25 protein-coding genes are annotated in these 23,441 nt (G+C 64.4%); 15 read left to right on the top strand and 10 right to left on the bottom strand.

The window, feature by feature from the left end:
• Nucleotides 1-138: 138 nt before the first annotated feature.
• Nucleotides 139-654: a type 1 glutamine amidotransferase domain-containing protein gene (locus tag V6E02_RS08485; protein WP_347308359.1), complete on the top strand. Its 516-nt coding sequence runs from the start codon at nucleotides 139-141 to the stop codon at nucleotides 652-654.
• Here the strand turns inward: V6E02_RS08485 and V6E02_RS08480 are convergent.
• Nucleotides 632-2,062 carry a cryptochrome/photolyase family protein gene (locus V6E02_RS08480; protein ID WP_347308358.1) on the bottom strand — a complete coding sequence of 477 codons (1,431 nt, stop codon included), beginning with the start codon at nucleotides 2,060-2,062 and terminating at the stop codon, nucleotides 632-634. The two genes, V6E02_RS08485 and V6E02_RS08480, sit on opposite strands and share 23 nt — an antisense overlap.
• A gap of 169 nt (nucleotides 2,063-2,231) precedes the next feature.
• Between V6E02_RS08480 and V6E02_RS08475 the strand changes: the two genes are divergently transcribed.
• Nucleotides 2,232-2,399 (top strand): hypothetical protein, encoded by a 168-nt coding sequence (locus tag V6E02_RS08475; RefSeq protein WP_347308357.1) that lies wholly within the window; start codon nucleotides 2,232-2,234, stop codon nucleotides 2,397-2,399.
• A gap of 13 nt (nucleotides 2,400-2,412) precedes the next feature.
• Here the strand turns inward: V6E02_RS08475 and V6E02_RS08470 are convergent, their stop codons facing one another.
• Nucleotides 2,413-2,640 carry a CDGSH iron-sulfur domain-containing protein gene (locus tag V6E02_RS08470; protein ID WP_347308356.1) on the bottom strand — a complete coding sequence of 76 codons (228 nt, stop codon included), beginning with the start codon at nucleotides 2,638-2,640 and terminating at the stop codon, nucleotides 2,413-2,415.
• 138 nt (nucleotides 2,641-2,778) lie between these two features.
• Between V6E02_RS08470 and V6E02_RS08465 the strand changes: the two genes are divergently transcribed.
• The 12 genes from V6E02_RS08465 (at nucleotide 2,779) to V6E02_RS08410 (ending at nucleotide 13,458) form a co-directional block, all read left to right on the top strand.
• Entirely contained in the window at nucleotides 2,779-3,339 is a 561-nt protein-coding gene (locus V6E02_RS08465; protein WP_347308481.1) for a YqgE/AlgH family protein, read from the top strand.
• Nucleotides 3,332-3,775: a Holliday junction resolvase RuvX gene (gene ruvX / locus V6E02_RS08460; RefSeq protein ID WP_347308355.1), complete on the top strand. Its 444-nt coding sequence runs from the start codon at nucleotides 3,332-3,334 to the stop codon at nucleotides 3,773-3,775. The genes V6E02_RS08465 and ruvX overlap by 8 nt, the downstream gene beginning before the upstream one ends.
• Nucleotides 3,750-4,262 (top strand): bifunctional pyr operon transcriptional regulator/uracil phosphoribosyltransferase PyrR, encoded by a 513-nt coding sequence (gene pyrR, locus V6E02_RS08455; RefSeq protein ID WP_347308354.1) that lies wholly within the window; start codon nucleotides 3,750-3,752, stop codon nucleotides 4,260-4,262. The genes ruvX and pyrR overlap by 26 nt, the downstream gene beginning before the upstream one ends.
• Before the next feature lie 11 nt (nucleotides 4,263-4,273).
• Nucleotides 4,274-5,230, top strand: coding sequence for an aspartate carbamoyltransferase catalytic subunit (locus V6E02_RS08450; RefSeq protein ID WP_347308353.1), 957 nt, complete (start codon nucleotides 4,274-4,276; stop codon nucleotides 5,228-5,230).
• On the top strand, nucleotides 5,227-6,513 hold the full coding sequence (locus V6E02_RS08445) for a dihydroorotase (protein ID WP_347308352.1): 1,287 nt from the start codon (nucleotides 5,227-5,229) through the stop codon (nucleotides 6,511-6,513). Before V6E02_RS08450 ends, V6E02_RS08445 begins: the two co-directional genes overlap by 4 nt.
• 94 nt (nucleotides 6,514-6,607) lie before the next feature.
• Complete coding sequence (locus V6E02_RS08440) at nucleotides 6,608-7,909, top strand: HlyC/CorC family transporter (protein ID WP_347308351.1); 1,302 nt, start codon at nucleotides 6,608-6,610, stop codon at nucleotides 7,907-7,909.
• 57 nt (nucleotides 7,910-7,966) lie between these two features.
• Nucleotides 7,967-9,688, top strand: a complete 1,722-nt coding sequence (gene pilB / locus V6E02_RS08435) for a type IV-A pilus assembly ATPase PilB (protein ID WP_347308350.1) — start codon at nucleotides 7,967-7,969, stop codon at nucleotides 9,686-9,688.
• A gap of 11 nt (nucleotides 9,689-9,699) precedes the next feature.
• Complete coding sequence (locus tag V6E02_RS08430) at nucleotides 9,700-10,920, top strand: type II secretion system F family protein (RefSeq protein WP_347308349.1); 1,221 nt, start codon at nucleotides 9,700-9,702, stop codon at nucleotides 10,918-10,920.
• 60 nt (nucleotides 10,921-10,980) lie between these two features.
• Nucleotides 10,981-11,841 (top strand): prepilin peptidase, encoded by an 861-nt coding sequence (locus V6E02_RS08425; RefSeq protein ID WP_347308348.1) that lies wholly within the window; start codon nucleotides 10,981-10,983, stop codon nucleotides 11,839-11,841.
• Nucleotides 11,841-12,446 (top strand): dephospho-CoA kinase, encoded by a 606-nt coding sequence (gene coaE / locus V6E02_RS08420; RefSeq protein WP_347308347.1) that lies wholly within the window; start codon nucleotides 11,841-11,843, stop codon nucleotides 12,444-12,446. The genes V6E02_RS08425 and coaE overlap by 1 nt, the downstream gene beginning before the upstream one ends.
• Before the next feature lie 65 nt (nucleotides 12,447-12,511).
• The gene (gene zapD / locus V6E02_RS08415; protein WP_347308346.1) at nucleotides 12,512-13,264 is read left to right on the top strand and encodes a cell division protein ZapD; all 753 of its coding nucleotides are present in this window, start codon (nucleotides 12,512-12,514) and stop codon (nucleotides 13,262-13,264) included.
• Nucleotides 13,264-13,458, top strand: a complete 195-nt coding sequence (locus V6E02_RS08410; RefSeq protein ID WP_347308345.1) for a DNA gyrase inhibitor YacG — start codon at nucleotides 13,264-13,266, stop codon at nucleotides 13,456-13,458. The genes zapD and V6E02_RS08410 overlap by 1 nt, the downstream gene beginning before the upstream one ends.
• A 430-nt stretch (nucleotides 13,459-13,888) precedes the next feature.
• Here the strand turns inward: V6E02_RS08410 and V6E02_RS08405 are convergent, their stop codons facing one another.
• From V6E02_RS08405 to V6E02_RS08385, 5 genes are read right to left on the bottom strand one after another with little or no spacing between them, the layout of a single operon-like run.
• Nucleotides 13,889-14,263: a hypothetical protein gene (locus V6E02_RS08405; RefSeq protein WP_347308344.1), complete on the bottom strand. Its 375-nt coding sequence runs from the start codon at nucleotides 14,261-14,263 to the stop codon at nucleotides 13,889-13,891.
• Nucleotides 14,257-15,192, bottom strand: coding sequence for a Nudix family hydrolase (locus V6E02_RS08400; protein WP_347308343.1), 936 nt, complete (start codon nucleotides 15,190-15,192; stop codon nucleotides 14,257-14,259). The genes V6E02_RS08405 and V6E02_RS08400 overlap by 7 nt, the downstream gene beginning before the upstream one ends.
• A complete protein-coding gene (locus tag V6E02_RS08395; RefSeq protein ID WP_347308342.1) occupies nucleotides 15,189-16,052 on the bottom strand; it encodes an ATP-binding protein in 864 nt (287 codons plus the stop codon). The genes V6E02_RS08400 and V6E02_RS08395 overlap by 4 nt, the downstream gene beginning before the upstream one ends.
• Nucleotides 16,052-17,281 carry a bifunctional glutamate N-acetyltransferase/amino-acid acetyltransferase ArgJ gene (argJ, locus tag V6E02_RS08390; protein WP_347308341.1) on the bottom strand — a complete coding sequence of 410 codons (1,230 nt, stop codon included), beginning with the start codon at nucleotides 17,279-17,281 and terminating at the stop codon, nucleotides 16,052-16,054. The genes V6E02_RS08395 and argJ overlap by 1 nt, the downstream gene beginning before the upstream one ends.
• Before the next feature lie 45 nt (nucleotides 17,282-17,326).
• Nucleotides 17,327-17,524 (bottom strand): putative motility protein, encoded by a 198-nt coding sequence (locus V6E02_RS08385; RefSeq protein WP_347308340.1) that lies wholly within the window; start codon nucleotides 17,522-17,524, stop codon nucleotides 17,327-17,329.
• A gap of 126 nt (nucleotides 17,525-17,650) precedes the next feature.
• Here V6E02_RS08385 and polX point away from each other — a divergent pair, with 126 nt between their 5' ends.
• Nucleotides 17,651-19,375, top strand: coding sequence for a DNA polymerase/3'-5' exonuclease PolX (polX, locus tag V6E02_RS08380; protein ID WP_347308339.1), 1,725 nt, complete (start codon nucleotides 17,651-17,653; stop codon nucleotides 19,373-19,375).
• A gap of 9 nt (nucleotides 19,376-19,384) precedes the next feature.
• On the opposite strand, the gene V6E02_RS08375 is transcribed toward polX, so the two are convergent.
• The 3 genes from V6E02_RS08375 to V6E02_RS08365 are packed head-to-tail and all read right to left on the bottom strand — an operon-like array spanning nucleotide 19,385 to nucleotide 23,440.
• Nucleotides 19,385-20,254 (bottom strand): decaprenyl-phosphate phosphoribosyltransferase, encoded by an 870-nt coding sequence (locus V6E02_RS08375; protein WP_347308338.1) that lies wholly within the window; start codon nucleotides 20,252-20,254, stop codon nucleotides 19,385-19,387.
• 5 nt (nucleotides 20,255-20,259) lie between these two features.
• Nucleotides 20,260-21,777, bottom strand: a complete 1,518-nt coding sequence (locus tag V6E02_RS08370) for an ArnT family glycosyltransferase (protein WP_347308337.1) — start codon at nucleotides 21,775-21,777, stop codon at nucleotides 20,260-20,262.
• Complete coding sequence (locus tag V6E02_RS08365) at nucleotides 21,764-23,440, bottom strand: ArnT family glycosyltransferase (protein ID WP_347308336.1); 1,677 nt, start codon at nucleotides 23,438-23,440, stop codon at nucleotides 21,764-21,766. Before V6E02_RS08365 ends, V6E02_RS08370 begins: the two co-directional genes overlap by 14 nt.
• Nucleotide 23,441 lies beyond the last annotated feature (1 nt).

Raw genomic sequence — 23,441 nt, 5'->3', positions numbered from 1 at the left:
CCCGGCGTGAGCCCACGACGACGCCCCGGCCTCCGGGGCGTTTTTCATTTCGGCTACCCGCTGGGCCTGCCTGGGGCGCGCCGGCAGCACAGAAGGCGCGTCCATGGCCTATAAACAAATTTTTCCATGGAGGCAGCTATGCAGGCGCTGATCATCACGGCTGAAGGGTTCGAAGACAGCGAGTTGTTCGATCCCAAGGAAGCGTTGGAGAAGGCGGGCGTCACGGTGCACGTTGCCACGCCCGAGAAGGGCCATCAGTTTCACGGCAAGCATGGCAGGCGTCTCATTGCCGATCTCACCCTGCGCGAAGTGAATCCCGACGACTACGACCTGCTCGTCATTCCCGGCGGCAAGGCGCCGGAAGCCCTGCGCCACGACGAGCAGGCCATACGCATCGTCAAGCGCTTCTTCACGGCCGGCAAACCCGTGGCAGCCATCTGCCATGGCCCCTTGCTGCTAGTCGATGCGCGTGTCGTGGAAGGCCGGCGCATGACCGGCTACCCGGGCATCCAACGGGAACTGGCCGATAATGGGGCGCAAGTGCAAGACGCACCAGTCGTGGTGGACGGCAACCTGGTCACCTCGCGCGTGCCGGGCGACCTGCCGGAATTCATTCGCGCCACACTTGCCCTCATTGGACGCGCGCCGAGCTGAACCAAGCCAGTGCCCGCGCCCGCGCTGCGGCGTGGTCCACGATGGGCGCTGGATAATCGCGCCCGATCCTGAAGCCGCACGCTTCCTGCTCGATGGGGCGCATCTGCCAGGGCGCATGTATGGCCGCATCGGGCACGCGCGCAAGTTCAGGCACCCAGCGACGGATATAGCTGCCGTCCGGATCGTATTTCTCCGACTGGGCGACCGGATTGAAGATGCGGAAATACGGTTGCGCGTCGCAGCCGGTGGAGGCCGCCCACTGCCAGTTGCCATTGTTGGAAGCGAGCTCGTAATCCAATAGCCAGCGGGCGAAGTGGCGCTCGCCGCGCCGCCAGTCCACCAGCAGATCCTTGGTGAGGAATGAGGCTACGATCATGCGCACCCGGTTGTGCATGAAGCCCGTGGCGGTCAGTTGCCGCATCCCCGCATCGACGATGGGATAGCCCGTGCGCCCCACGCACCAGGCGGCGAACACGTCGTCCCCGCCGGGCCAGCGCAGGTCGTCGAATTCGGGCCGGAAGGCGTGGTCCACCACCCGCGGATGAAAATGCAAGATCATCTGGAAGAACTCGCGCCATATGAGCTCCCCGAGCCAAATCCGGGCGCCATCCCCCTGGGTATGGTAGGCATGGCGTACCAGCGCGCGCACGGAAATCGTGCCGTGGCGCAGGTGCACCGAAAGGTGCGAGGTGGCATCGAGATCGGGGCGGTCCCGCAACAGGTGGTAGTCGGATAATCGTTCCTGGAATGCAGCCCAGGTGCGTTTTGCGCCACCCATGCCGGGCGCGACCCCTCGTTGCAATAAATCGGTGGAGGAAAAGCCCAGGGCCTCCAGTGTGGGTAGCGTGCGTTTCCCAGGGGGAGCCAGGCGGTGCGTTCGCTCCGCCACCGGATGGGGCGCAAGCCGCGCCTCGTCGAGGCCCTTGAGCCAGGCATTCTTGTATGGCGTGAAGACGCGATAGGGCTGCCCGGCCGCCGACACCACTTCTTCCGGAGCAAAGATCAGCTGGTCGGTGAACAAGTGGAAGGCAATGCTCGCCTCGCGCAGGCGGTGCGCCACGCATTCATCGCGCGCCACTGCCTCGGGCTCATAGTCGCGGTTGGCATACACGGCATCACAGCCAAGCTCACGGGCAAGCCGCGGAATGACTGCCCGTGCCCGCCCCACCTCCACCCTGAGCCCACCGCCCAGGGCAGCCAGCGCCGCGTCGAGCTCACGCACCGAGTGCCAGATGAACTCCACCCGTCGGTCGCTGCGGTCCGGCAGGGCGTCGAGGATGTCGGTATCGAACACGAACGCGCAATAGACCGCGCGCGCCTCGTGCAGGGCGCGGGAGAGCGCCGCGTGGTCGTGGTCGCGCAGGTCGCGGCGGAACCACACCAGGACACGGTCGTAGCGCAGGGTCATGGTGGTATCGTAGAGGCTGTACGCGCCAGACGGCCATGATCCGCGACCCGCACGCCCTGTCCCAGCACATCGCCCGCCATTGGCAGGAAGAAATCATCGCGCGCTTTGCGGACTAGATTGCGATTCCTGCCCTCTCCCCTGCCTTCGATCCCGACTGGGTAAGCCACTCATGGCCATGCTGGGGCGCGCCTATCGGCAGGCGCAGTTCCCCATCACCGGCGTGCTGGGGCCTGGCGCCAATGCCCAGGGCCCCAACGAATTCCTGCATCTGGCCCACGCGCAGAAACTCACCGCCTGCGTGGCGGAGGTCGTGGCCGCCCTCCGGGCCGCGGACTGACGCGTCTACCGCGTCACAGCGAGTTGTGGGTGCCGTCGCAGAAGGGCAGGTTATCGCTCATGCGGCAGCCGCACAGCCAGACCGTACCCGTTTCCTTGGCAGTGAAAGACATGGGTTGAACACCCGTGCCCTCGTGGGAGCCATCGCACCAGGGCTGGTTCTTGCTCTTGCCGCAGGCGCAGTACCAATACTCCTGCCCGGCCTCGACCTGGACTTCGTAAGGGGCGTTCTGGTTGGACATATCGTCTCCTCGCATGCACAGTATCGGCGCCGCGGCGCCACAAGATGGGCGATTCTCCCACAAACCGGACACACGAAAAACCACGGCGCGCCCGTGAATTCCCCCGTTGCTTCTTTCGCCCTGTGCGATAATCCGCCCATGGACCGGGTCAACCTCACCCATCATTTCCTGATCGCCATGCCAGCCATGGCCGATCCCTACTTCGCCCGCTCCGTCACCTATGTGTGTAACCACAGCGAGCACGGGGCGCTAGGTATCATCATCAACCGGCCTCTGGACCTCACGCTGGGTACCCTGCTCGACCAGCTGGAGATCAAACTGGAAGTGCCGGAACTCGCCCGCCGCGCCATTCATTTCGGCGGCCCAGTGCAAACCGAACGCGGCTTTGTGCTGCACCGACCACAAGGCTCCTGGCAGTCCACCCTGGCGGTGCGGGAAGACATCGCCCTCACGACCTCCCGGGACGTGCTGGAGGCCCTGGCCCAAGGGCGCGGCCCGGAGCAGTTTTTCATCACCCTGGGCTATGCCGGCTGGGCGGCGGGACAGCTGGAACATGAGCTTGCCCAGAATGCCTGGCTCACCGTGCCAGCCACGCTGGACATCCTGTTCGAGCTGCCGGTGGAAGCGCGCTTCGATGCCGCCATGGGCCTGATGGGCCTCAACGCCGCCAACCTCTCGGAAGACGCCGGTCATGCCTGAGTCCCCGCAACGCGGCACGGTGCTTGCCTTCGACTTTGGCAGCAAGCGCATCGGCGTGGCCGTGGGGGAGCTGGAACTTAGGCTTGCCCATCCTTTGGCCACCCTGCCGGGCGAGCCGCGCGAGGCGCGCTTTTTGGCGATCGGCGAGCTGGTACGGGAATGGCAGCCAGTGCTGTTCGTGGTGGGACTGCCGCGCCACTTGGACGGCAGCGAGCACGCATTCGCCGGCCGCTGCCGACGCTTCGCCCGCCAGCTCGAGGGCCGCTTCGGCATCCCCGCGGTGCTGGTGGACGAACGCTTGAGCTCCCGCGCGGCGCAGGAAGACTTGATCGACAGTGGCATCAAGCGCGGGCGCAGCCGCGCGGTGCTGGACCAGGCCGCGGCGCGCCACATCCTGCAGAGGTTCTTCGATGAGCCCAAGCCCCGTGCTGCCTGAGGTGGATCCCCTGATCCGCAAGCTGGCGGAAGAGATCGCTGGTCACTTGACGGACCGCAGCGCCCTGGTGGGCATTCACACCGGCGGTGCCTGGGTGGCGCAGAAGCTTTATGCCCTGCTGGGCCCGGAGATTCCCCTGGGTACCCTGGACATCGCTTTCTATCGGGACGATTTCAGTCGCATGGGCCTGCATCCCCAGGTGCGACCCTCCCAAATCGACTTTCCCGTGGAGGGTGCCCACATCATCCTGGTGGACGACGTGCTCTACACCGGGCGCACGGTGCGCGCGGCGATGAACGAGCTGTTCGACTTCGGTCGGCCCGCCGCCATCGAGTTGGCGGTGCTCATCGACCGCGGTGGGCGCGAGCTACCCATTGCAGCGCAATACGTGGGCGCGGTGATTCCCCTGCCGCCGCACCAGCACATCCAACTCAACCGCGATCCCCAGGGACGTTTGAGCCTGAGCCTGCTCGACAAGCGACACTGACAAAACTTTCCATGGCGCCGAATCCCCAACTCGACGACAACGGCAAGCTTTGCCACCTGCTCACCATCGAAGGCTTAAACGCCGCCCTCATCCATTCCATTCTCGATACCGCCGAATCCTTCGTCGGCGTCAATGAACGCGAAGTAAAGAAGGTTCCCCTGCTGCGGGGCAAGGCCATCTTCAACCTGTTTTTCGAGCCCTCCACGCGCACCCGCACCACCTTCGAGATCGCCGCCAAGCGACTCAGCGCCGACGTGGTCAACCTCAACATCGGCGCCTCCAGCCAGAGCAAAGGCGAGACCCTGCTGGACACGGTGGACAACCTCGCCGCCATGGGCGCAGACATGTTCATCGTGCGCCATTCGGAATCCGGTGCCGCCCACTTCATCGCGCGCCATGTGGCACCCCATATCCGCGTCATCAATGCCGGCGATGGCCGGCACGCCCATCCCACCCAAGGGTTGCTGGACGTGTTCACCATCCGCCGCTACAAAAAGGATTTCAGCCGGCTTGCCATCGCCATCGTCGGCGACATCATGCATTCGCGCGTCGCCCGTTCCGAGATCCATGCCCTCACCGCACTGGGCGTGCCCGACCTGCGAGTGGTGGGCCCGCGCACCCTGCTGCCCCAGGGCGTGGAGGAGCTGGGCGTGCGCGTCTATCACGACATGGAGCAAGGCCTGAAAGACGTGGACGTGGTAATGATGCTGCGCCTGCAGAACGAACGCATGCGCGGGCCGCTCCTGCCCAGCGCCGGCGAATACTTCAAGCATTACGGACTTACGCCGGCCAAGCTGAAGCGGGCCAAACCCGACGCCATCGTCATGCACCCGGGCCCCTTGAACCGGGGCGTGGAAATCGATTCCGCGGTGGCCGACGGCCCTCAGGCGGTGATCCTGCCCCAGGTCACTTACGGCATCGCCGTGCGCATGGCGGTGATGACGCTCTTGGCGGGGAGCAGCACATGAAGATCCACATCAAGAACGCGCGCATCATCGACCCGGCAAGCGGGTTGGACAAGGTCGAGGACATCGCTATCGCCGCTGGCCGCATCTTGGCCCTGGGCGCGACGCCGCCGGACTTTAACGCCAACCGCGTGATCGACGCCACCGGCCTGGTCGCCTGCCCCGGCCTGGTGGACCTTTCCGCGCGCCTGCGCGAGCCAGGCTTCGAGTACAAGGCCACCCTGGAATCAGAGCTCCTGGCGGCGGTTGCCGGCGGCGTGACCACGCTGGTCTGTCCGCCGGACACCGATCCGCCCTTGGACGAGCCAGGCCTGGTGGAGATGCTCAAGTATCGCGCCCGCAGCCTGAACCTCGCCCGCGTCTATCCCCTGGGCGCGCTCACCCAGAAGCTCGCTGGGGAACGTCTGGCGGAAATGGCAGTGCTGCGTGATGCCGGCTGCATCGCCTTCTCCCAGGCAGATGCGCCGCTTTCGGACACCCAGGTGCTGCTGCGCGCCCTGGAATATGCCGCCACCTTCGACATCCCAGTCTGGCTGCGCCCCCAGGATGCCCATCTTTCCCGCGACGGGGTGGCCCACGACGGCGCGGTCGCCACGCGCCTGGGGCTGCGCGCCATTCCCGCCTGTGCCGAGACGGTGGCGCTGGCCACCATCCTGCTTTTGGTACGCGCCACTGGGGCGCGTGTGCATCTGTGCCGTCTGTCCAGCCGGGAAGCCGTGGACATGGTGCGCCGCGCCCGTCACGACGGCCTGCCGGTGACCTGTGATGTGTCCATCAACCACCTGCACCTGTGCGACGAGGACATCGGCTGGTTCGACGCCAATTGCCGCCTGGTGCCTCCCCTGCGTAGCCCCCAAGATCGCGCGGCCCTGCGCGCCGGGCTCGGCGATGGCACCATCGACGCCCTCTGCTCCGATCACACGCCAGTGGATGACGATGCCAAGCAACGCCCCTTCGGCGAAGCCGAGCCGGGTGCCACCGGTTTGGAACTGCTGCTGCCGCTCACCCTGCGCTGGGCGCAGGAGACCGGCTTGCCCCTGAAGGATGCCCTGGCACGGGTGACCAGCCTGCCGGCGCGCATTCTCGGGGTGGACCATGGCCGGCTCGCGCCTGGGCTGCCCGCCGACCTCTGCCTGTTCGATCCCGCGGGCAAGACGCCGGTGGACGCCCGCCTGCTCAGGAGTCAAGGGCGCAATACCCCTTTCCTCGGCCAGAGCCTGCCAGGACGCGTGCGCCTGACCCTGGTGGAAGGCCACGTGGTGTTCGAACAGCCGGCCCGTACCTGACGCGGCCTGCCCTGCCTTCGCCCGGCGGAAGCCTTGACAGCCTGGCAGGGGCTTTCGACAATCGTGGCCACCCCTTTTCCCTGGTCCTGAACCCTTGGACGACATCCCCTTAAGCGCGCTGCTCATCACGTTGGCAGTGCTGCTCGCCCTGTCGGCTTTATTCTCCCTGTCCGAGACCGCCATGATGTCCCTCAACCGCTACCGGTTGCGGCATCTGGTCAAGGAGGGCCATCGTGGCGCGCGCCTGGCCAGCGAGCTTCTGGCGCGCACCGACCAGCTTCTGGGGGTGGTCCTTTTGGGCAACAACCTGGTCAATGCCGCCTCTGCCTCCCTAGTGACGGTGATCGTGGTGCGCTTGCTCGGTTCCAGCGAGCTGGCGGTGACCATCGCCACCCTGGTGGTCACCTTCCTGATTTTGGTCTTCGCCGAAGTGACGCCCAAGGTCGTGGCCGCGGCCTACCCGGAACGTGTGGCCTTTCCCGCCGCCTACGTGCTGCGCCCCCTTTCCACCCTGCTCTATCCCGCCGTCTGGGTGGTCAACCTATTCGTGCGCGGGCTGCTCGCGCTCCTGCGCCTCAAACCCCACGCGGCTCAAACCGACGAGCTCAGTCTTTCCGAGCTCCGCACTTTGGTGCTAGAGGCGAGCGGTTACATCCCCCGCGCCCACCAGACCATCCTGCTCAACCTATTCGATCTGGAACGCATCAGCGTCGAGGACGTCATGACCCCGCGGGGACGCATCGAGGCCATCGATCTGGATAGCGCGGACGAGGAACTCTGGGCGCAGCTCACCACCGCCCACCATAGTCTGCTGCCGGTCTATCAGGGCGAGCTCAACAACGTGGTCGGCATGGCGCATGTGCGCCAGGTCTTGCATCAGGCCCAGTCCGGGCCGGTAGGGCGGGAAGCACTCAAGAAAATCCTGCGCGAGCCGTATTTCATCCCGATGGGCACGCCGCTTTTCACCCAGTTACAGAATTTTCAGCAAAGCCGGCGCAAGGTGGGCCTGGTGGTGGACGAATACGGGGAACTGCAGGGCCTGCTCACGGTGGAGGACATCCTGGAGGAAATCGTCGGTGAATTCACCAGTCAGGCGCCCACCCGCGGTGTGGCCTTCCAGCGGGAGCCAGACGGCAGCTGGCTGGTGGACGGTGCGACCGCCCTACGCGACCTCAATCGCAAGCTGCACACCCACTTCCCCCTGGATGGACCGCGCACCTTGAACGGCCTGATCCTGGAACATTTCCAGGACATCCCGGAAGCGGGCACGAGCCTGAAAATCGCAGGCCACCCGCTGGAAATCGTCCAGACCCAGGACCGGGTGGTGAAGGTGGTGCGCATCCATCCCACCGCGGATGGCGGAGAGACCGAACAATCGTCTTTACAAACAGAATGATCGTGGGCAGTATTTAACGACTTTATGAAGTTGTCTTAAGGACGGTACCGACACGTCATGGCTGCTGCATCCCTCTCTACCGCCCTGTCGGGCCTCGCCCGCACCCTGGTTCAGCACGGGCGGCTCAACGAGGCCGATGCCGAAGCGATCCAGGCTCAGGCCAATGCTTCTGGCGAGCCCTTCGTCAGCGCGCTGGTTAAGACCCGCAAGCTCACGGCCGCGGATGTGGCGGAATTCGCCTCCCAGACCTTCGGCTACCCCCTGCTCGACCTGGACGCCCTGGACGTGGACCATGTGCCGCGCGACCTTTTGCCTGCCAAACTGATGCAAGAGCGGCGCGCCCTGGGGCTATACAAGCGGGGCACCCGCATCTTCGTGGCCATGTCCGACCCCACCAACCTGCAGGCCCTGGACGACATCAAGTTCCAGACCGGCATGATCGTCGATCCCGTTGTGGTGGAGGACGACAAGCTCGCGCGGCTGCTGGACAAGGTCACGGGCAGCACGATGGAGGAGCTCAATGAGCTGGTGGGTGAAGACGTGGACGCGAGCCTGCTTGAAGAAGCCGGCACACCCGCAGAAACCAAGGACGAGGCGAGCACCGACATCGACGACGCACCAGTCGTGAAATTCATCCAGAAGATCTTGCTGGATGCCATCAATTCCGGTGTATCCGACATCCACTTCGAGCCCTTCGAGAAGTTCTATCGCATTCGTTACCGCCTCGACGGTGTGCTCTACGAAGTGACGCGGCCGCCGCTGGCCATCAAGGACAAGATTGCCTCCCGGATCAAGGTGATCTCCAAGCTGGACATTTCCGAAAAACGCGTCCCCCAGGACGGCCGCATGAAGCTGGTGCTGTCCAAGAACCGGGCCATCGATTTCCGGGTGAGCACCCTGCCCACGCTCTACGGCGAAAAAATCGTGATGCGGATCCTGGATCCCACCAGCGCTACCCTCGGCATCGATGCCCTGGGCTACGAGCCGGAGCAACGGGATGCGCTGCTCGCCGCCATCCAGCGACCCTATGGTATGGTGCTGGTGACCGGCCCCACCGGTAGCGGCAAGACCGTGTCCCTCTACACCTGCCTCAACATCCTGAACCAGCCTGGGGTGAACATCTCCACTGCGGAGGATCCGGCGGAGATCAATCTGCCCGGCATCAACCAGGTGAACGTCAACGAGAAAGCAGGGCTGACTTTCGCTGCGGCTCTGCGCGCCTTCCTACGCCAGGACCCGGATGTGATCATGGTGGGTGAGATTCGCGACTTGGAAACCGCGGACATCGCCATCAAGGCGGCGCAGACGGGCCACATGGTGCTCTCGACACTGCACACCAACGACGCCCCCACCACCCTCACCCGGCTGGCGAACATGGGCGTGGCACCGTTTAACATCGCCTCCTCGGTGATCCTGATCACCGCCCAGCGTCTCGCGCGCCGGCTTTGCCCCCACTGCAAACAGCCAGCCGATATCCCACCCGAGGCATTGCTACGCGCAGGCTTCAAGGAGGAAGACCTGGACGGCAGTTGGCAGCCCTATCGCCACGTGGGTTGCGAACACTGCAAGGGCACCGGCTACAAAGGCCGGGTGGGCATCTATCAGGTCATGCCCATCTCCGAGGAAATCAGCCGCATCATCATGAAGAACGGAACTTCTCACGACATCGCCGACCAGGCCCGGCGCGAGGGTGTCAAGGATCTGCGCCAATCCGGTCTGCTCAAGGTCAAGGCGGGCATTACTTCCCTCGAGGAAGTGGAAGCCGTCACCAACGAATAGGGGTGTGAATCATGGCCGTCGCACGCAAGGCCGCAGTCAAAGAATTCACCTACGTCTGGGAAGGGGTGGACAAGAAAGGCAAGAAGCTCAAGGGTGACATGCGCGCACCCGGGCCCCAGTTCGTGAGTGCCCAGCTGCGCCGTCAAGGCATCAACCCCACCAAGGTGAAGAAACAATCCACCTTCGGCCGCAGCCGCAAGATCACGGAAAAAGACATCACCATGTTCACGCGGCAGCTTGCCACCATGATGAAATCCGGCGTGCCGCTGCTGCAAGCCTTCGACATCGTGGCCAGGGGGCATGCCAACCCGGCGGTACAAAAGCTGCTCGGCGACATCCGCAATGACATCGCCGCCGGCTCCAGTCTGGCGCAGGCCTTCGCCAAGCACCCCCTCTACTTCGACCAGCTCTACTGCAATCTGATCAACGCCGCGGAGCAGGCGGGTATCCTGGACGCGATCCTCGACCGGCTGGCCACCTACAAAGAAAAAATGCTGGCCATCAAGGGCAAGATCAAATCCGCCCTGTTCTATCCCGTCGCGGTGATCGTGGTGGCCTTCATCATCACCGCGGTGATCATGATCTACGTGATTCCCGCCTTCAAGGATCTGTTCCAGAGCTTCGGCGCCGATCTGCCCGCCCCGACACTGGTCGTAATCGCCATTTCCGACTTCTTCGTGAACTACTGGTGGGCCATCTTCGGCGGCATCTTCGGCGGCGTCTGGGCCTTCTTTTATGCCTGGAAACGCTCCACGAAGATGCAGGACTTCATGGACCGGCTATTCCTCAAGCTCCCCATCTTCGGCCCTCTGATCGAGAAGGCCGCCATCGCCCGCTGGGCGCGCACCTTGTCCACCATGTTCGCCGCAGGCGTGCCCCTGGTGGATGCCCTGGAATCCGTGGCCGGCGCGGCCGGCAACCGCGTCTTCTACCTCGGCACCAAGCGCATCCAAAGCGAGGTGGCCACCGGTACCAGCCTGGCCGTGGCCATGCAAAACAGCGAGCTGTTCCCCAACATGGTGATCCAGATGACCCAAATCGGCGAGGAATCCGGCTCTCTCGATTCCATGCTGGGCAAGGTGGCCGACTACTACGAGCGCGAGGTGGACGAGGCGGTGGAGGCCCTTTCGAGCCTGATGGAACCCGTCATCATGGTGGTGCTGGGCGTGCTCATCGGCGGCATGGTGATCGCCATGTATCTGCCCATCTTCAAGATGGGTCAGGCGGTCTAACTCTGGCGGGTCACCGGTGCATCCACGGCTTCCGTGCGCGCCGCGCGCCAAGGGCGGCGCATGAGTCTGGCTGAGTTCTACAGCCATACACCTTGGGCCTTCGCCGCCACCTGCGGCGTGCTGGGACTGGCGGTGGGCAGCTTTCTCAACGTGGTGATCCATCGCCTGCCGCGCATGATGGAGCGGGCATGGCGCCGCCAATGCGCCGAATTGGAAGGGCGCACGCTCAACGAAGGCGAACGCTACGATCTGCTCCTGCCCCCGTCCACCTGCCCCCATTGCGGGCATCGCCTCGGCGTGTTGGAAAACATCCCCCTGCTGAGCTATCTCTGGTTACGCGGCCGCTGCCGCGCCTGCGCTACGCCCATCGGCCTACGCTATCCCCTGGTAGAGGCCCTCACCGCTTTCATCAGTGCCTACACCGCCTGGCATTTCGGCCTTAGCGGCCAGGCGGCGGCCGCCCTGCTGCTGGTCTGGGCCCTGATTGCCCTCACCTTCATCGATCTCGACACCCAGCTCCTGCCGGACGATCTCACCCTGCCGCTGCTCTGGGTGGGCCTGCTAATCAACCTGTTCGGGGTGTTCACCGATCTTTCCTCCAGCGTGATCGGCGCAATAGCGGGCTACCTGTCCCTCTGGTCCATCTACTGGCTGTTCAAGCTGGTGACGGGCAAGGAAGGCATGGGCTATGGGGATTTCAAGCTACTGGCGGCCCTGGGTGCTTGGCTCGGCTGGCAGATGCTGCCCGCCATCGTATTGCTCGCCTCGCTGGTGGGGGCGGCGGTAGGCATCGCCCTCATCGTGTTTGCCCGCCATGACCGCCGCGTGCCCATTCCCTTTGGTCCCTACCTTGCGGCGGGCGGGCTGGTGGCCCTGTTCTGGGGCAAGTCTGCCGTTCACCTCTACCTCGGCCAGATCTGATGGCCTTCGTCATTGGCCTGACCGGCGGCATCGGCAGTGGCAAGAGCACGGTGGCGGAATATTTTCGTCGGCTAGGTGCCACCATCATCGACACGGACGAGATCGCCCATGCCCTCACTCGTCCCGGCACCCCCGGCCATGACACCATCGTCGCTACCTTTGGCCCCGCAGTGAGGGATGCCAGCGGGCAACTCGACCGCGCCGCACTGCGCCGCCTGGTGTTTGCCGACCCCGCGGCACGTGCGCAGCTAGAGGCGATCCTCCATCCCCTGATCCGCCAGGAAGTGGAGCGGGCCTTGGCCGCGGCAAAAGGGCCCTACGTGGTCCTGGTGGTGCCCCTGTTGGTGGAAGCAAGCGGCTGGCGTGAGCGGGTGCAGCGAGTCCTGGTGGTGGATTGTAGCGAAGCGGAACAAGTGCGCCGTACCATGGCGCGCAGCGGTTTGTCCCGCGAGGAGGTGATGGCCATCATGGCGGCCCAGGCCAGCCGCGAAGCGCGCTTGGCGGCCGCCGACGACGTGCTCGTGAACGAGGGTGATTTTGCCCACCTTGAAGAATCGGTACGGGCGCTTGATGCCCGCTACCGTGCCCTGGCCGCCAGCGGCTGAACCGGCCCGGTTTGTATTTTCGGAGCTTCTGTTCCAGAATACCCCCTTTCCGGCCGGGCCTTGTCGTGATCGTCTACGAATATCCTCTGAACGAACGCATCCGGACCCTGATGCGGCTTGAGGATTTGTTCGCCCGCTTCGAGCATTTTGCCGCTCGGGACGAGGCCCTGGACCATCACGCCGCCATGCTGGCCCTGTTCGAGACCCTGGAAGTGGCACGGGGCGATCTCAAGTCCGATCTCATCCAGGAACTGGAACGCCAGAAGGCCACCCTCGAGCCCCTCCGCAACAATCCGGGTGTCAAGCAGGACACGCTCGACGAAGTGCTGCGCAAGATGACGCGTACCGTCTCCGAGCTGCAGGCCCTACCGGGCAAGCTTGGGCAACATCTGCGCGACAACGAATGGGTGATGAGCATCAAGCAGCGCGCCTGCATTCCCGGCGGCGTTTGCGAATTCGATCTGCCCTCCTACCACTACTGGCTGAATCTGGATGCCAAGGTGCGGCGCAGCGACCTCTACGGCTGGCTTGCCCCCTTCGCCCCCCTGCGTAACGCCATCGACATCGTGCTGCAGATCCTGCGCGATAGCGGCGAGCCGGTGCAGAAGACTGCTGTGCAGGGGGCCTATCAGCAGATGCTCTCGGGCCGCGTGGCACAAATGCTGCGCGTGACCCTGCTCGCCGATCTACCCTGCTTCCCGGAGATCAGCGCCAACAAGTACGCCATCAACATCCGATTCACCGCCCTCGGCGGCACCGAGCGCCCCAAGGCCTGCGATGTGGACGTGCCCTTCGAGCTCACCCTCTGTTCCCTGTGATGACACTGCGCCTGGTCCCCTGCCCGGTTTGTGGCAAACCCTCACCCTTCGACCCCCGCAACCCCTTCCGGCCCTTCTGCAGCGAGCGCTGCAAGCTCATCGATCTGGGACAGTGGGCCAACGAAAGCTACCGCATCCCAGGCCCAAGTCTCCCAGAACCGCCGGCCCAGCCCTACCGCGGCGACGAAGACTAACGATCATGGCCATGGCTCACCCCGGTGACGATTACGCGGGCAATCGCAGCCAAAGCCGCTGCCCCAAATCGCTCCCGCGGGTCTTCCCGGTGAGGTGCTTATGCCATTGGTCACTGCCGGCGCCCAACGCAACTCAAAATCCAGTAAGCGACGGGGCCATGAAGACGGAAGGCCGTCATTGGCGCCTGTGTGGGAACTGACACCCTGCAGGCAGCCTATTGAGCATTAGGTAAGTAGGTGACACCTTTGTGTCGTCCCCGCGAAAGCGGGGACCCAGGAACATGGCGAGGAATACCCTGGATTCCCGCTTTCGCGGGAATGACGTTTGACTTACGCAGCCTGTCAACGACTTACGTAACGCTCAATAGAAGCGACTTTTGTCACGCCCGATAGGGCGCCCCAGGCCACATTTCGCGGCGCTTCACGGAAACTAGCGAGTCTGGAAGGCGAAGCCCTGACGCCGGCCGTCCACGCTCACCCACAGCACCCAGTCGCGTCGCCCGCTCACGCACACGGGCAGGGTCACGCGCGCGCTGAAGCGTCCTGCTCCCGTCGGCTGCAGGCGGTAGCGGTTCAATCCCATGTCCATGCCCACCATCACGAACTCGGCCACCACCTCGCGCGCGCCCGCCGCCTGCACCGTGAGGGTAAAGGGGCTGAGGGCGGAAGGCGCAGCATCCGTGCGTATACTCACGCCCATCCCGTGGCAGCCCTGATTCAGCTCGCCGCAGACCACAGTGGGAGCCGGCGGCTCGCTGCAGGCCGCAAGCCACAATAACACGCCGAGATGCGCCGCCTTTACCATGCCCGCCGCAACATGGCAATGCCATGCGCCCCGTGTTGCCACGCGCGTTCCAGGTGCTCCGGACGCATGCCGCCGATGGCATAGACCGGCAGGGGATAGTCGCGAACGAGCTCGGCAAAGCCTTCCCAGCCGAGGGTGGTGGCATTCGGGTGGCTCAAGGTCGGTAACACCGGCCCGAGCACCACGTAGTCCAATCCCAGCCGGGCAGCGTGATCCAGTTCCTCGCGACTGTGGCAAGAAGCGCCACACCAGGGCAGATCCGGTCGTTGGCGTAACGCCATCAGCTGCGCGCTGTTGAGATGCACGCCATCGGCCTCGAGCTTCGCTGCGGTGGCAGGATCGGCGTTGATGATCAGCCGTGCCCCGTGGCGGTGTACCGACGCGACCACCTGACGCGCCAGCAGCGCAAACTGGGCCGGAGTCAGGTCTTTCTCCCGCAGTTGGATGAGGCGCAAGCCCGAGGCCAAGGCCGTCTCGAGGCGCACGAGGAAATCGGCCACGCCCAATTCCGCGACGTTACTTAAACCCATCACCGCGGGCAGCGAAAGCGCGCGCAGGATGGGGCCGTTGGCGGGCAAAAGCGGTGCCACCCCGCAATCTTCCGCCCGCGCCCAGGCAAGTGTTTGGCCCTCGCGCGGCGTGGGCTCGCCTACCCAGGCGGTGACGCGATAGAAGTGCAGGCGCACAGTGGCATGGGCATAGGTGAAGACCCGGGTGAGCCAAGGATAAGCCTGTTGCACGCAGATACCCAGTTCCTCGGCGAGCTCCCGCACCAGCGCCTGCTCGGGACGCTCCCCCGGCTCGATCTTGCCACCGGGGAATTCCCACCAGCCGGCATAGGCCCGCCCCGGCGGGCGCTGCGCCAACAGAAAGCGGCCGTCCGGCGCGAGCAGCACGGCGGCCGCCACGGGTACGATGGACGAGTTCACGCCGCTTGCCGCCCCACCCAGTCGCGCGCGAATTGCCAGGCCACGCGGCCGCTGCGCGAGCCACGCGCCAAGGCCCAGTTGAGGGCCGCACGGTGCAGGCTGGCGCGGTTTGCGGGCAGGCGACCCAGCATCCTCACCCAATGTTCGACGATCTCGAGGTAGGCGTCCTGATCGAAGGGATAGAAAGACAGCCAGATGCCGAAGCGCTCGGACAGGGAGACCTTTTCCTCCACTGCCTCGGCCGGATGCACCTCGCCGCCCACATGCCGCGTGAGCGCGTTCTCTTCCAGGTATTCCGGCATCAGGTGACGCCTGTTGGAAGTGGCATAGACCAGCAAGTTGTCACTACTGGAAGCGATGGAGCCATCTAGGATGGCCTTGAGGGTCTGGTAGCCCGGCTCGTCCGCGGCGAAGGCAAGATCATCGCAGAAAAGGATGAAACGCTCGGGGCGAGCGTAAATCAGATCCACGATGTCCGGCAGATCGGCGAGATGGGTCTTGTCGATCTCGATCAGGCGCAAGCCGCGCTTGGCATATTGATGTAGCACCGCCTTGACCAGCGAGCTCTTGCCGGTGCCACGCGCGCCCGTCAGCAACACATTATTGGCAGGGCGGCCTTCCACGAACTGACGGGTGTTGCGGTCGATGATCTTTTTCTGTTCGTCGATGCCCTTGAGATCAGCCAGACGAATGCGATGGGGATGGGTCACGGCTTCGAGCCAGCCCCCTGCGGCAGACGTGCGCCAGCGGAAGGCAATGGCCGCATCCCACGCCGGTGCCCGCGGCGCGGCGGGCAGCAAGCCTTCCAGCCGATAAAGCAGGCTCTCGGCACGGGCGATCAGACGCGACAATTCCTCCATCAGCTGCGGTACTCCGCGTTGATGCGCACATAGTCGTAGGAGAAATCGCAGGTCCACACGGTGGCGCAAGCATCGCCCCGTTCCAGTTCCACCCGCACCAGGATCTCTGGCGCCTGCATCACCGCCGCACCCTGTTCCTCGCGATAACCCGCAGCGCGTCCTCCCTGTTCCGCCACCAGTACGTCGCCCAGATAAAGCCGCAGGCGGTTCACGTCCAAGTCTTCGATGCCGGCATAACCGATGGCGGCGAGGATGCGCCCCAAATTGGGGTCGGACGCGAAAAAGGCCGTCTTCACCAGCGGCGAGCGGGCGATGGCATAGGCCACCTGGCGACATTCGGCGCGACTCTTGCCGCCATTGACCTGGATGGTCATGAACTTGGTGGCGCCCTCGCCGTCGCGCACGATGGCTTGGGCCAGCCAGCGCGCCAGTTGCGTGACCGCCTCGCGCAGGGCGGCGAAGGCCGCGCTTGCCGTGTCCGTGATCTCCGGATTGCCGGCGCGACCGGTGGCGATGCAGATGAAGGAATCGTTGGTGGAAGTATCCCCATCCACCGTGATGCAGTTGAAGGATTCATCCGCCGCAAAGCGCGTGAGGGCCTCCAGTGCGGCCTGGCCGATTGCTGCATCGGTGGCGATGAAACCCAGCATGGTGGCCATGTTGGGATGGATCATGCCGGAACCCTTGGCCATGCCGGTGAGGGTGATGGTGTGGCCGTCGATGGTCACGGTGGCGGAACGCGCCTTGGGCACGATGTCAGTAGTCATGATGGCCTGCGCCGCTTTGTCCCACCGATCCGGCGCGAGATCCGCCACGGCCGCCGGCAGTCCCGCCAGCAGCCGGTCCATGGGCAGGGGCTCGAGGATCACGCCGGTGGAGAATGGCAAAACCGCTTGCTCGTCACACTTTAGCAGGCGCGCGACTTCCGCGCAGGCGCGGCGGGCATCCGCTAGCCCTTGGCTGCCGGTACCGGCATTGGCGTTGCCGGTGTTGATGACCAGGGCCCGAATGGCATGCCCCTGCGCCAGCCGCTCGCGACACACGGTCACCGGCGCGGCACAGAAGCGGTTTTGAGTGAATACCCCGGCGACACGGCTGCCCGGGTCGAGGGCGATGACGGTCAAATCGGGGCGCCCTGGTTTCTTGATGCCGGCCGCGGTGATTCCAAGGCGCGCACCAGCGATGGCTCGCAATCGTTCGGGGGGGGTGGGCGTGAGATTGACGGGCATGGCGGCTTCCTTTCGGGAAGCCGCCATTTTATCCGAAGCGATGTCTCAGGCTCGCGTGTCGATGTTCTGGCCGAGATGCGGCGGATTGCTGGCAGCCACCGGCTGGGGCTTTGGCACCGCGTCGATCAAAGCCAGTGCCGTGGCTGCCTCGGCTTCCAGCGCCTTCTTCAGCACCCGCACCTGACGTTCCTGGTCCAGAGGCTGGGCGATGGCGCCACCGACGATGGAAGAGGAGATTTCCATGATGCGCTCCGCAAGCAGTTCACGCCCGTATTATCGACGCATCCCTGCGCTGGCTGAAGGGTGCGGCCCCACGCCGAACGTAGCCCAGCCCCGTACCCCTGACCGGCCTGCTGCTACACTGCAAGCATGCCCATCCACAACGCCGACATCGCCGCCATCTTCGAGGAGATCGCCGATCTCCTGGAAATCCAGGATGCCAACCCTTTCCGCGTGCGCGCCTATCGCAATGCCGCGCGCACCATAGGCGAATACGGGCGGGAAGTGGCAGGGCTTTTGGCAAACGGCGAGAAACTGCCCAAGCTTCCCGGCATCGGCGCCGACCTGGCCGCCAAAATCGAGGAAATCGCCACCACAGGCCGCTGCCGCTTCCTGGAGCAATTGCGCAGCCAGTTGCCGCCCACCATCACCCAACTTCTGCACATCCCAGGCCTGGGGCCCAAGCGCGTGAAAATGCTCTACGACAGCCTACAGGTGCAAACCCTGGATCAGCTCGCGCGCGCCGCGCAAGCCGGCCGCATCCGCGAATTGCCGGGGTTCGGGGAAAAAACCGAGCGTGCCATCCTGGAAGCCATCCGCGCTCACGCCTCCCAAGAGCGCCGCTATTCCATTGCCCTGGCCACGCAGTACGCGGAGGCCCTGATCGCCCATCTGCGCCGCGCACCCGGTGTGAAGCAGGCGGTGGTGGCCGGCAGCTACCGGCGCGCAAAAGAGACGGTCGGCGATCTCGACATCCTGGTGACTGCACGGCAGGGGCGGCCAGTGATGGAGCATCTGATGACCTACGACGAGATCGCCGATGTGCTCTCCCATGGCGACACCCGTTCCAGCGTGGTGTTGCGCAGCGGCATCCAGGTGGACGTGCGCGTGCTGCCACCGGAGAGCTACGGCGCGGCGCTACATTATTTCACCGGCTCCAAGCCCCACAACATCGCCATCCGCAAGCTGGGCCAGGAACGGGGCTTGAAGATCAACGAATACGGCGTGTTCCGCGGCGATGAGCGCATCGCTGGCGAGACCGAAGAATCCGTCTTCGCCGCCGTGGGCCTGCCCTGGATTCCGCCGGAACTACGGGAAGACCGGGGCGAAATCGAAGCCGCGCGGGCCGGTCGTCTGCCCAAGCTGGTGGAACTGAAGGACCTGCGTGGCGATCTGCACGTGCACAGCAAGGCCTCCGACGGCCGTCATGGCCTGCGCGAACTAGCGGAGGAAGCGCGTCGACGCGGGTTTCAGTATCTCGCCATTACCGACCATTCACCGCGCCTGGCCGTCACCCATGGGCTGGATGCAAAGAGGCTTTCACGCCAGATGGACGAGATCGATCGACTCAACGAGGAACTCGAGGACATCCGCCTGCTCAAGGGCATCGAGGTGGATATCTTGGAAGACGGCTCCCTGGATCTGCCAGACGACGTTCTGGGTCGATTGGATCTGGTCGTGGCGGCCGTGCATAGCCATTTCAATCTGCCGCGGGAGCAGCAGACCACGCGCATCCTGCGCGCCATGGATCATCCCCACTTTACGCTGCTCGCCCATCCCAGCGGCCGCGAGATCGGCGGTCGCCCGCCCATGGACGTGGACATGGAACGCATCATCCGCCACGCGCGCGAGCGTGGCTGTTATCTGGAGCTCAATGCCCAGCCGGAACGGCTCGATCTCACCGATCTCTATTGCCAGATGGCCAAGGCCGAAGGCGTGCTGGTGGCCATCGATTCCGATGCCCACACCCTGCTCGACTTCGACCATCTACGCTTCGGCATCGGCCAGGCACGCCGTGGCTGGCTGACGGCGAAGGACGTGCTCAACACCCGCACCATCAACACGCTCTTGCCTTTGCTGAAACGAACCATGTGAGTCTGCCCATCACGCAATCAGCCACAGGGTCACACCCAGCCAGCAGGCGAAGGTGAACAGGATATGGGCATCGAACAACAGGTCGGAAGCGGGATCCTCTCCGCGGCTTTCGTGGTGCATCATGTAGATGTAGCGAAAGATCCCATATAGGACGAAAGGCACGGTGTAGATAAGATTGGTGGTGCCGTGGCGGGCAACGGTGTCGGCACTCACCGTATAGAGACTGTAGCTCATCACCACGCCCGCGGCCGCCACGGAGAGCATGTGATCCAGAAGCTCCGGCCCGTAGTGGGCGAGCACCTTGCGCTGCACGGCAGCCGCGCCTGCCGCAGCGCTCCATTCCGCGCGCCGCTTTGCGAAACCCAAAAACAGGGTCAGGAACAGCCCTGTGAGGAGTAACCACTGGGAAGGTGCGATGTCCACCCCCACCGTGCCCGCCAGGATGCGCAGCATGAAACCGGCGGCGATGAGGAACACGTCCAGGATCACCACCTGCTTGAGACCCGCGGAGTAGGCGAGATTGATGAGCGCATAGGCCGCGATGAGCCGGAGCACGGTCGCCGAGACCCAGGCGGCGATCGCTGCCGCCGCGCCGGTGAGCAGCAACGCCAAAACCAACGCGGCAGGCACGCCGACGGCACCACTGGCGAGGGGTCGATGCCGCTTCACGGGATGGCGGCGATCCGCCTCGCGATCGGCCAGATCGTTGATTACATAGATGGCGCTGGCCATGAAGCTGAAGGCCAGCGCCGCTGCCACCACGCGCATTACCAATCCCGTATCGCCCCAGGCGTGGGAGAACAAAAGCCCGGCAAAGACGAACAGGTTCTTCACCCATTGGCGGGGACGCATCAAGCGAATCAGGGCAGACAGCGCCATCCCATTCACCTGTGTGCGGCCCGGCAGGCTTCTTTCGGGAAGTACTTTTCGCAGAAATAGCAACCACCCATGGGTAGGAAGCGCGGCACGGCGTAGTACTTCTCCTTGATCGGACGCAACACCTGCTCACGGTAGCGGGGATAATCGAACCCCTCACCCAGCACAAGATAAAAACGCGCCCCCTCCACACTGAAATTCTGGAAACTCACGCGCCGGAAGTAGGGGCCGAACTTGTCGAACTCTGGTTCCTTCTTGAGCAAGATGAGGATGTTCTTGCCATCGAGGGCGCGGAAATCGGTGACGATGTCGTCATGGCGGGCATGGCTGGAAGCCTCGCCAAACACGATGAAGGGGCGCTTGGCGTGGTAGGCGATGATCGCGGAAGCGGAATAGCCATCGGTGGCGAACACATAGCGGTCCTCATAGGGGGCGAGCTCTGCCAGAATGGTCTGCGGGCGCAGCATGAACACCATGCCGTCGTATTTGCTCCAACGCTCAAACGCCTGGAGGGGCAGCAGGGCAAAGACCAGAATGGCCAGCAAATGCAGCCCGGTCAATACCATCATGAATTTCAGCGCACGGCGCAGGGCGCTGGCTTCCAGCACCAGGGCGGCGAAAATGAAAAAGAAGGGGTAGAAGGACAGTACCCAGTGCAGGCCGATCAACTTCACGAAGGAAAGCAACCCGAACACGCCGAAGGGCACGGCGGTACAAAGCCCAAAATAGCGCGCCTTCGCGGAAGTGAAGTGCTTGCGCGCACGCCACAGGGCAATCAGCAGCGGCGGCGTGAAAAGATAGATCAAGAGCGCAAGGTAGATGAGCGGGCGCTCGATAGCAAATCCCGCGTCACCATGCCGGTTGAACACGTTGAACATGATGTTCGCCCAGCAATGGCCGTAATTCCAATAAACATTGAGGGCGATGAACGGCATCGCCGCTAGCAACAGCAACAGGAAGCGGCGATGGCGGGAAGCGTCATGGGGCCCGAGCAGCCAATGGACGAGATAGGCCAGCGTGAGCAGTGCCGCAAAATATTTGGACAACCAGGCAAGCCCGAGGAAGATGCCCGCCCAGAAATAATCGGCGGGCCTTTTGCTTTGTTCCCCGCGCCACAGCAGCGCCGCGGAGAGAAAACTCCAAACGATGAGGCCGCTGTCGGTGGTGATGATGACATTGAGCAGGCTGGTGGGTGCGACCAGGTAGAGGAGGGCCGCCAGATACGCCTTCTCCCGGTTCACGTCGCGCAACAGGTGGAAGATGCCATAACCCACCAGCAAAGAAGCCAGCACCGCCGGCAGTCGCAGCACCCACCCTGCCTCCGAGAAGGGCAGCATGAGGGCCAGCAGCCATCCCACCATGGGCGGATGGTCGTAATAGCCGAGCGCAGGTTCGCGGCCCCAGATCAGAAAATAGGCCTCATCCCCGGACATGGGCGCCACCGCCGCGAGCACCAGCTTGAGCAGGAGGCCAAGCCCGAGAACCCAATGGAATGCGCGTGCCAGACGCAGATCAGCTCCGCTCATTGATTCCTCCCTCGAAGCGTAGCAAGCGGAAGCGTTCACGCTTCTCCCCGGGCCGGCCGCCTTCCCACAACCTCACCCAACCCGGGCCAGGTCGCGTCTCCGGCGTGCGCGGGTTCCATTGCAACAGGAACAGATCACATTCCATGCCCTCGAAATCCTCCACCCTGCGCACCCGCAAGCCAGCGTAGTAATAAAGCAATGCGCGGTGGGCATCGGACAAGCCAGCGCCCGCGATGCACGTATAGTGCGCCGGCAAATGCGCCTTCAGGTCCAGGAACGGTCGCGCATAGCTGCGCCCATGGTCGAGCCAGGGCAGCCACAGGGTGGCGAGTAATCCCCAGAACAGGGTGATGCCCGCCGCCCAGTTCACCGCCGCGCGCCGACCCGAACGGAAGGAACGACGCAGGGGCAGCAGCCAAAAAAAGGTGAGCAATAGCGCCACCAGGAAGGGTGTCCAGGAAAAGCGGGGCACGTAGCCCGGAACCAGCTCAAGAAGATGGCTGGCGAAGCGCGCCGGCACCCCGGTCATGAGGGCCAACCACGCCACCCAGAGAAACAGCGCCGCCGCACCGAAACCCATGATGCCAAACCAACCCAGGGCGTTGGCCGCGCCACGGCGCAGGGTATCGATGCCGGCAGCCGCCAGCAGAGCAAGCGGCAGCAGTAAGGGGAGCGCCAGGGTGTCGCTGCGCTGGGGCATGCCCGACAGCACGCCCAACACCACGCCGAAAAACACCAGGGGTAACTGGTAGCGGGGTTCCACCAGCAGCTTGCGCCGGTAGCCCAAGAGAGTCCAGACGGCCAAAGGCAAGGCCGGCCAGGCGAACCATGTCAGCAGTTCCGCGTAGTAGGCAAGCTGCCCCGGGAAATGGCCAAAGGAAAACTCGATGAGGCCGCGGCCGCTTTCCTGCCAGAACCGATGCAGCCATTCCGGTGCCCGTCGGGCAATAAGCGCCGGCCAGATGGCCAGCCAGGGCAGGCTGGCGAAACCCGCCAGGACAAGCCCGCGGCCGTAGGTTCGGCTGCGCCACTGGGGGAAGAATGGCAGCAACAAAGCGGTCAAGCCCAGCACCACCACCGGGGTGGGTCCGCTCGCCAAGAAGGCCATACCCAGCCCCTGCCCTAGCAGCACGCCACCCGACAGCCGCCCCTGGGCGAGCAGGGCAAACCCCGCCAGCGCCAGCGCATAGCCCGCGAGTACCGCCGTGTCGGGCTGCATTTCGTGACCATTGGTGATTAGGCCCACACAGCCCAGCAGCACCACCACCGTGGGGCGTCCCAGGCCCGGCCCCATGAGCAGCCGCCCGGCATAACCCAGAGCCAGGAAGCTTGCCGCAACGAACAGGCCGCTGGCGAGGCGTGCCGCATCGTGCAGGGGCAGCCAACCGGCCAGCAGGCGAGCGAGAAGCGCCGCCACCCAGTAATAGAAGGGGCCGTGCTCGAAGGTGGTCTCGCCGGCGATCGCAGGCACCAGCCAGTCGCCACTTATCAGCATGTGATGCACGACCCCGAAGGTCACGGCGTCGCGGGGCTTCCAGGGATCGTGTCCGACCAGGCCGGGCAGCAGCCAGGCGCAGGTCAAAAGCAGCAGCAGGATCAGCTTGCTGGCTTCCGACTGCTCGGCCCGACCCGTGGCCGAAACAGGCGTGCCCGTCTGCCTCATG

Origin of the sequence: Thiobacter sp. AK1 (genome assembly GCF_039822265.1) — a bacterium.
Classification (GTDB): Bacteria; Pseudomonadota; Gammaproteobacteria; order Burkholderiales; family Thiobacteraceae; genus Thiobacter; species Thiobacter aerophilum.
This window is presented reverse-complemented; position numbering and strand designations above follow the sequence as displayed.

Excerpts from the sequence above, each read along its gene's own strand:
- V6E02_RS08485 (WP_347308359.1), top strand. The coding sequence starts at position 139 with ATGCAGGCGCTGATCATCACGGCTGAAGGGTTCGAAGACAGCGAGTTG.
- V6E02_RS08480 (WP_347308358.1), bottom strand. The coding sequence starts at position 2,062 with ATGACCCTGCGCTACGACCGTGTCCTGGTGTGGTTCCGCCGCGACCTG.
- V6E02_RS08475 (WP_347308357.1), top strand. The coding sequence starts at position 2,232 with ATGGCCATGCTGGGGCGCGCCTATCGGCAGGCGCAGTTCCCCATCACC.
- V6E02_RS08470 (WP_347308356.1), bottom strand. The coding sequence starts at position 2,640 with ATGTCCAACCAGAACGCCCCTTACGAAGTCCAGGTCGAGGCCGGGCAG.
- V6E02_RS08465 (WP_347308481.1), top strand. The coding sequence starts at position 2,779 with ATGGACCGGGTCAACCTCACCCATCATTTCCTGATCGCCATGCCAGCC.
- ruvX (WP_347308355.1), top strand. The coding sequence starts at position 3,332 with ATGCCTGAGTCCCCGCAACGCGGCACGGTGCTTGCCTTCGACTTTGGC.
- pyrR (WP_347308354.1), top strand. The coding sequence starts at position 3,750 with ATGAGCCCAAGCCCCGTGCTGCCTGAGGTGGATCCCCTGATCCGCAAG.
- V6E02_RS08450 (WP_347308353.1), top strand. The coding sequence starts at position 4,274 with ATGGCGCCGAATCCCCAACTCGACGACAACGGCAAGCTTTGCCACCTG.
- V6E02_RS08445 (WP_347308352.1), top strand. The coding sequence starts at position 5,227 with ATGAAGATCCACATCAAGAACGCGCGCATCATCGACCCGGCAAGCGGG.
- pilB (WP_347308350.1), top strand. The coding sequence starts at position 7,967 with ATGGCTGCTGCATCCCTCTCTACCGCCCTGTCGGGCCTCGCCCGCACC.
- V6E02_RS08430 (WP_347308349.1), top strand. The coding sequence starts at position 9,700 with ATGGCCGTCGCACGCAAGGCCGCAGTCAAAGAATTCACCTACGTCTGG.
- V6E02_RS08425 (WP_347308348.1), top strand. The coding sequence starts at position 10,981 with ATGAGTCTGGCTGAGTTCTACAGCCATACACCTTGGGCCTTCGCCGCC.
- coaE (WP_347308347.1), top strand. The coding sequence starts at position 11,841 with ATGGCCTTCGTCATTGGCCTGACCGGCGGCATCGGCAGTGGCAAGAGC.
- V6E02_RS08410 (WP_347308345.1), top strand. The coding sequence starts at position 13,264 with ATGACACTGCGCCTGGTCCCCTGCCCGGTTTGTGGCAAACCCTCACCC.
- V6E02_RS08405 (WP_347308344.1), bottom strand. The coding sequence starts at position 14,263 with ATGGTAAAGGCGGCGCATCTCGGCGTGTTATTGTGGCTTGCGGCCTGC.
- V6E02_RS08395 (WP_347308342.1), bottom strand. The coding sequence starts at position 16,052 with ATGGAGGAATTGTCGCGTCTGATCGCCCGTGCCGAGAGCCTGCTTTAT.
- argJ (WP_347308341.1), bottom strand. The coding sequence starts at position 17,281 with ATGCCCGTCAATCTCACGCCCACCCCCCCCGAACGATTGCGAGCCATC.
- V6E02_RS08385 (WP_347308340.1), bottom strand. The coding sequence starts at position 17,524 with ATGGAAATCTCCTCTTCCATCGTCGGTGGCGCCATCGCCCAGCCTCTG.
- polX (WP_347308339.1), top strand. The coding sequence starts at position 17,651 with ATGCCCATCCACAACGCCGACATCGCCGCCATCTTCGAGGAGATCGCC.
- V6E02_RS08375 (WP_347308338.1), bottom strand. The coding sequence starts at position 20,254 with ATGGCGCTGTCTGCCCTGATTCGCTTGATGCGTCCCCGCCAATGGGTG.
- V6E02_RS08370 (WP_347308337.1), bottom strand. The coding sequence starts at position 21,777 with ATGAGCGGAGCTGATCTGCGTCTGGCACGCGCATTCCATTGGGTTCTC.
- V6E02_RS08365 (WP_347308336.1), bottom strand. The coding sequence starts at position 23,440 with ATGAGGCAGACGGGCACGCCTGTTTCGGCCACGGGTCGGGCCGAGCAG.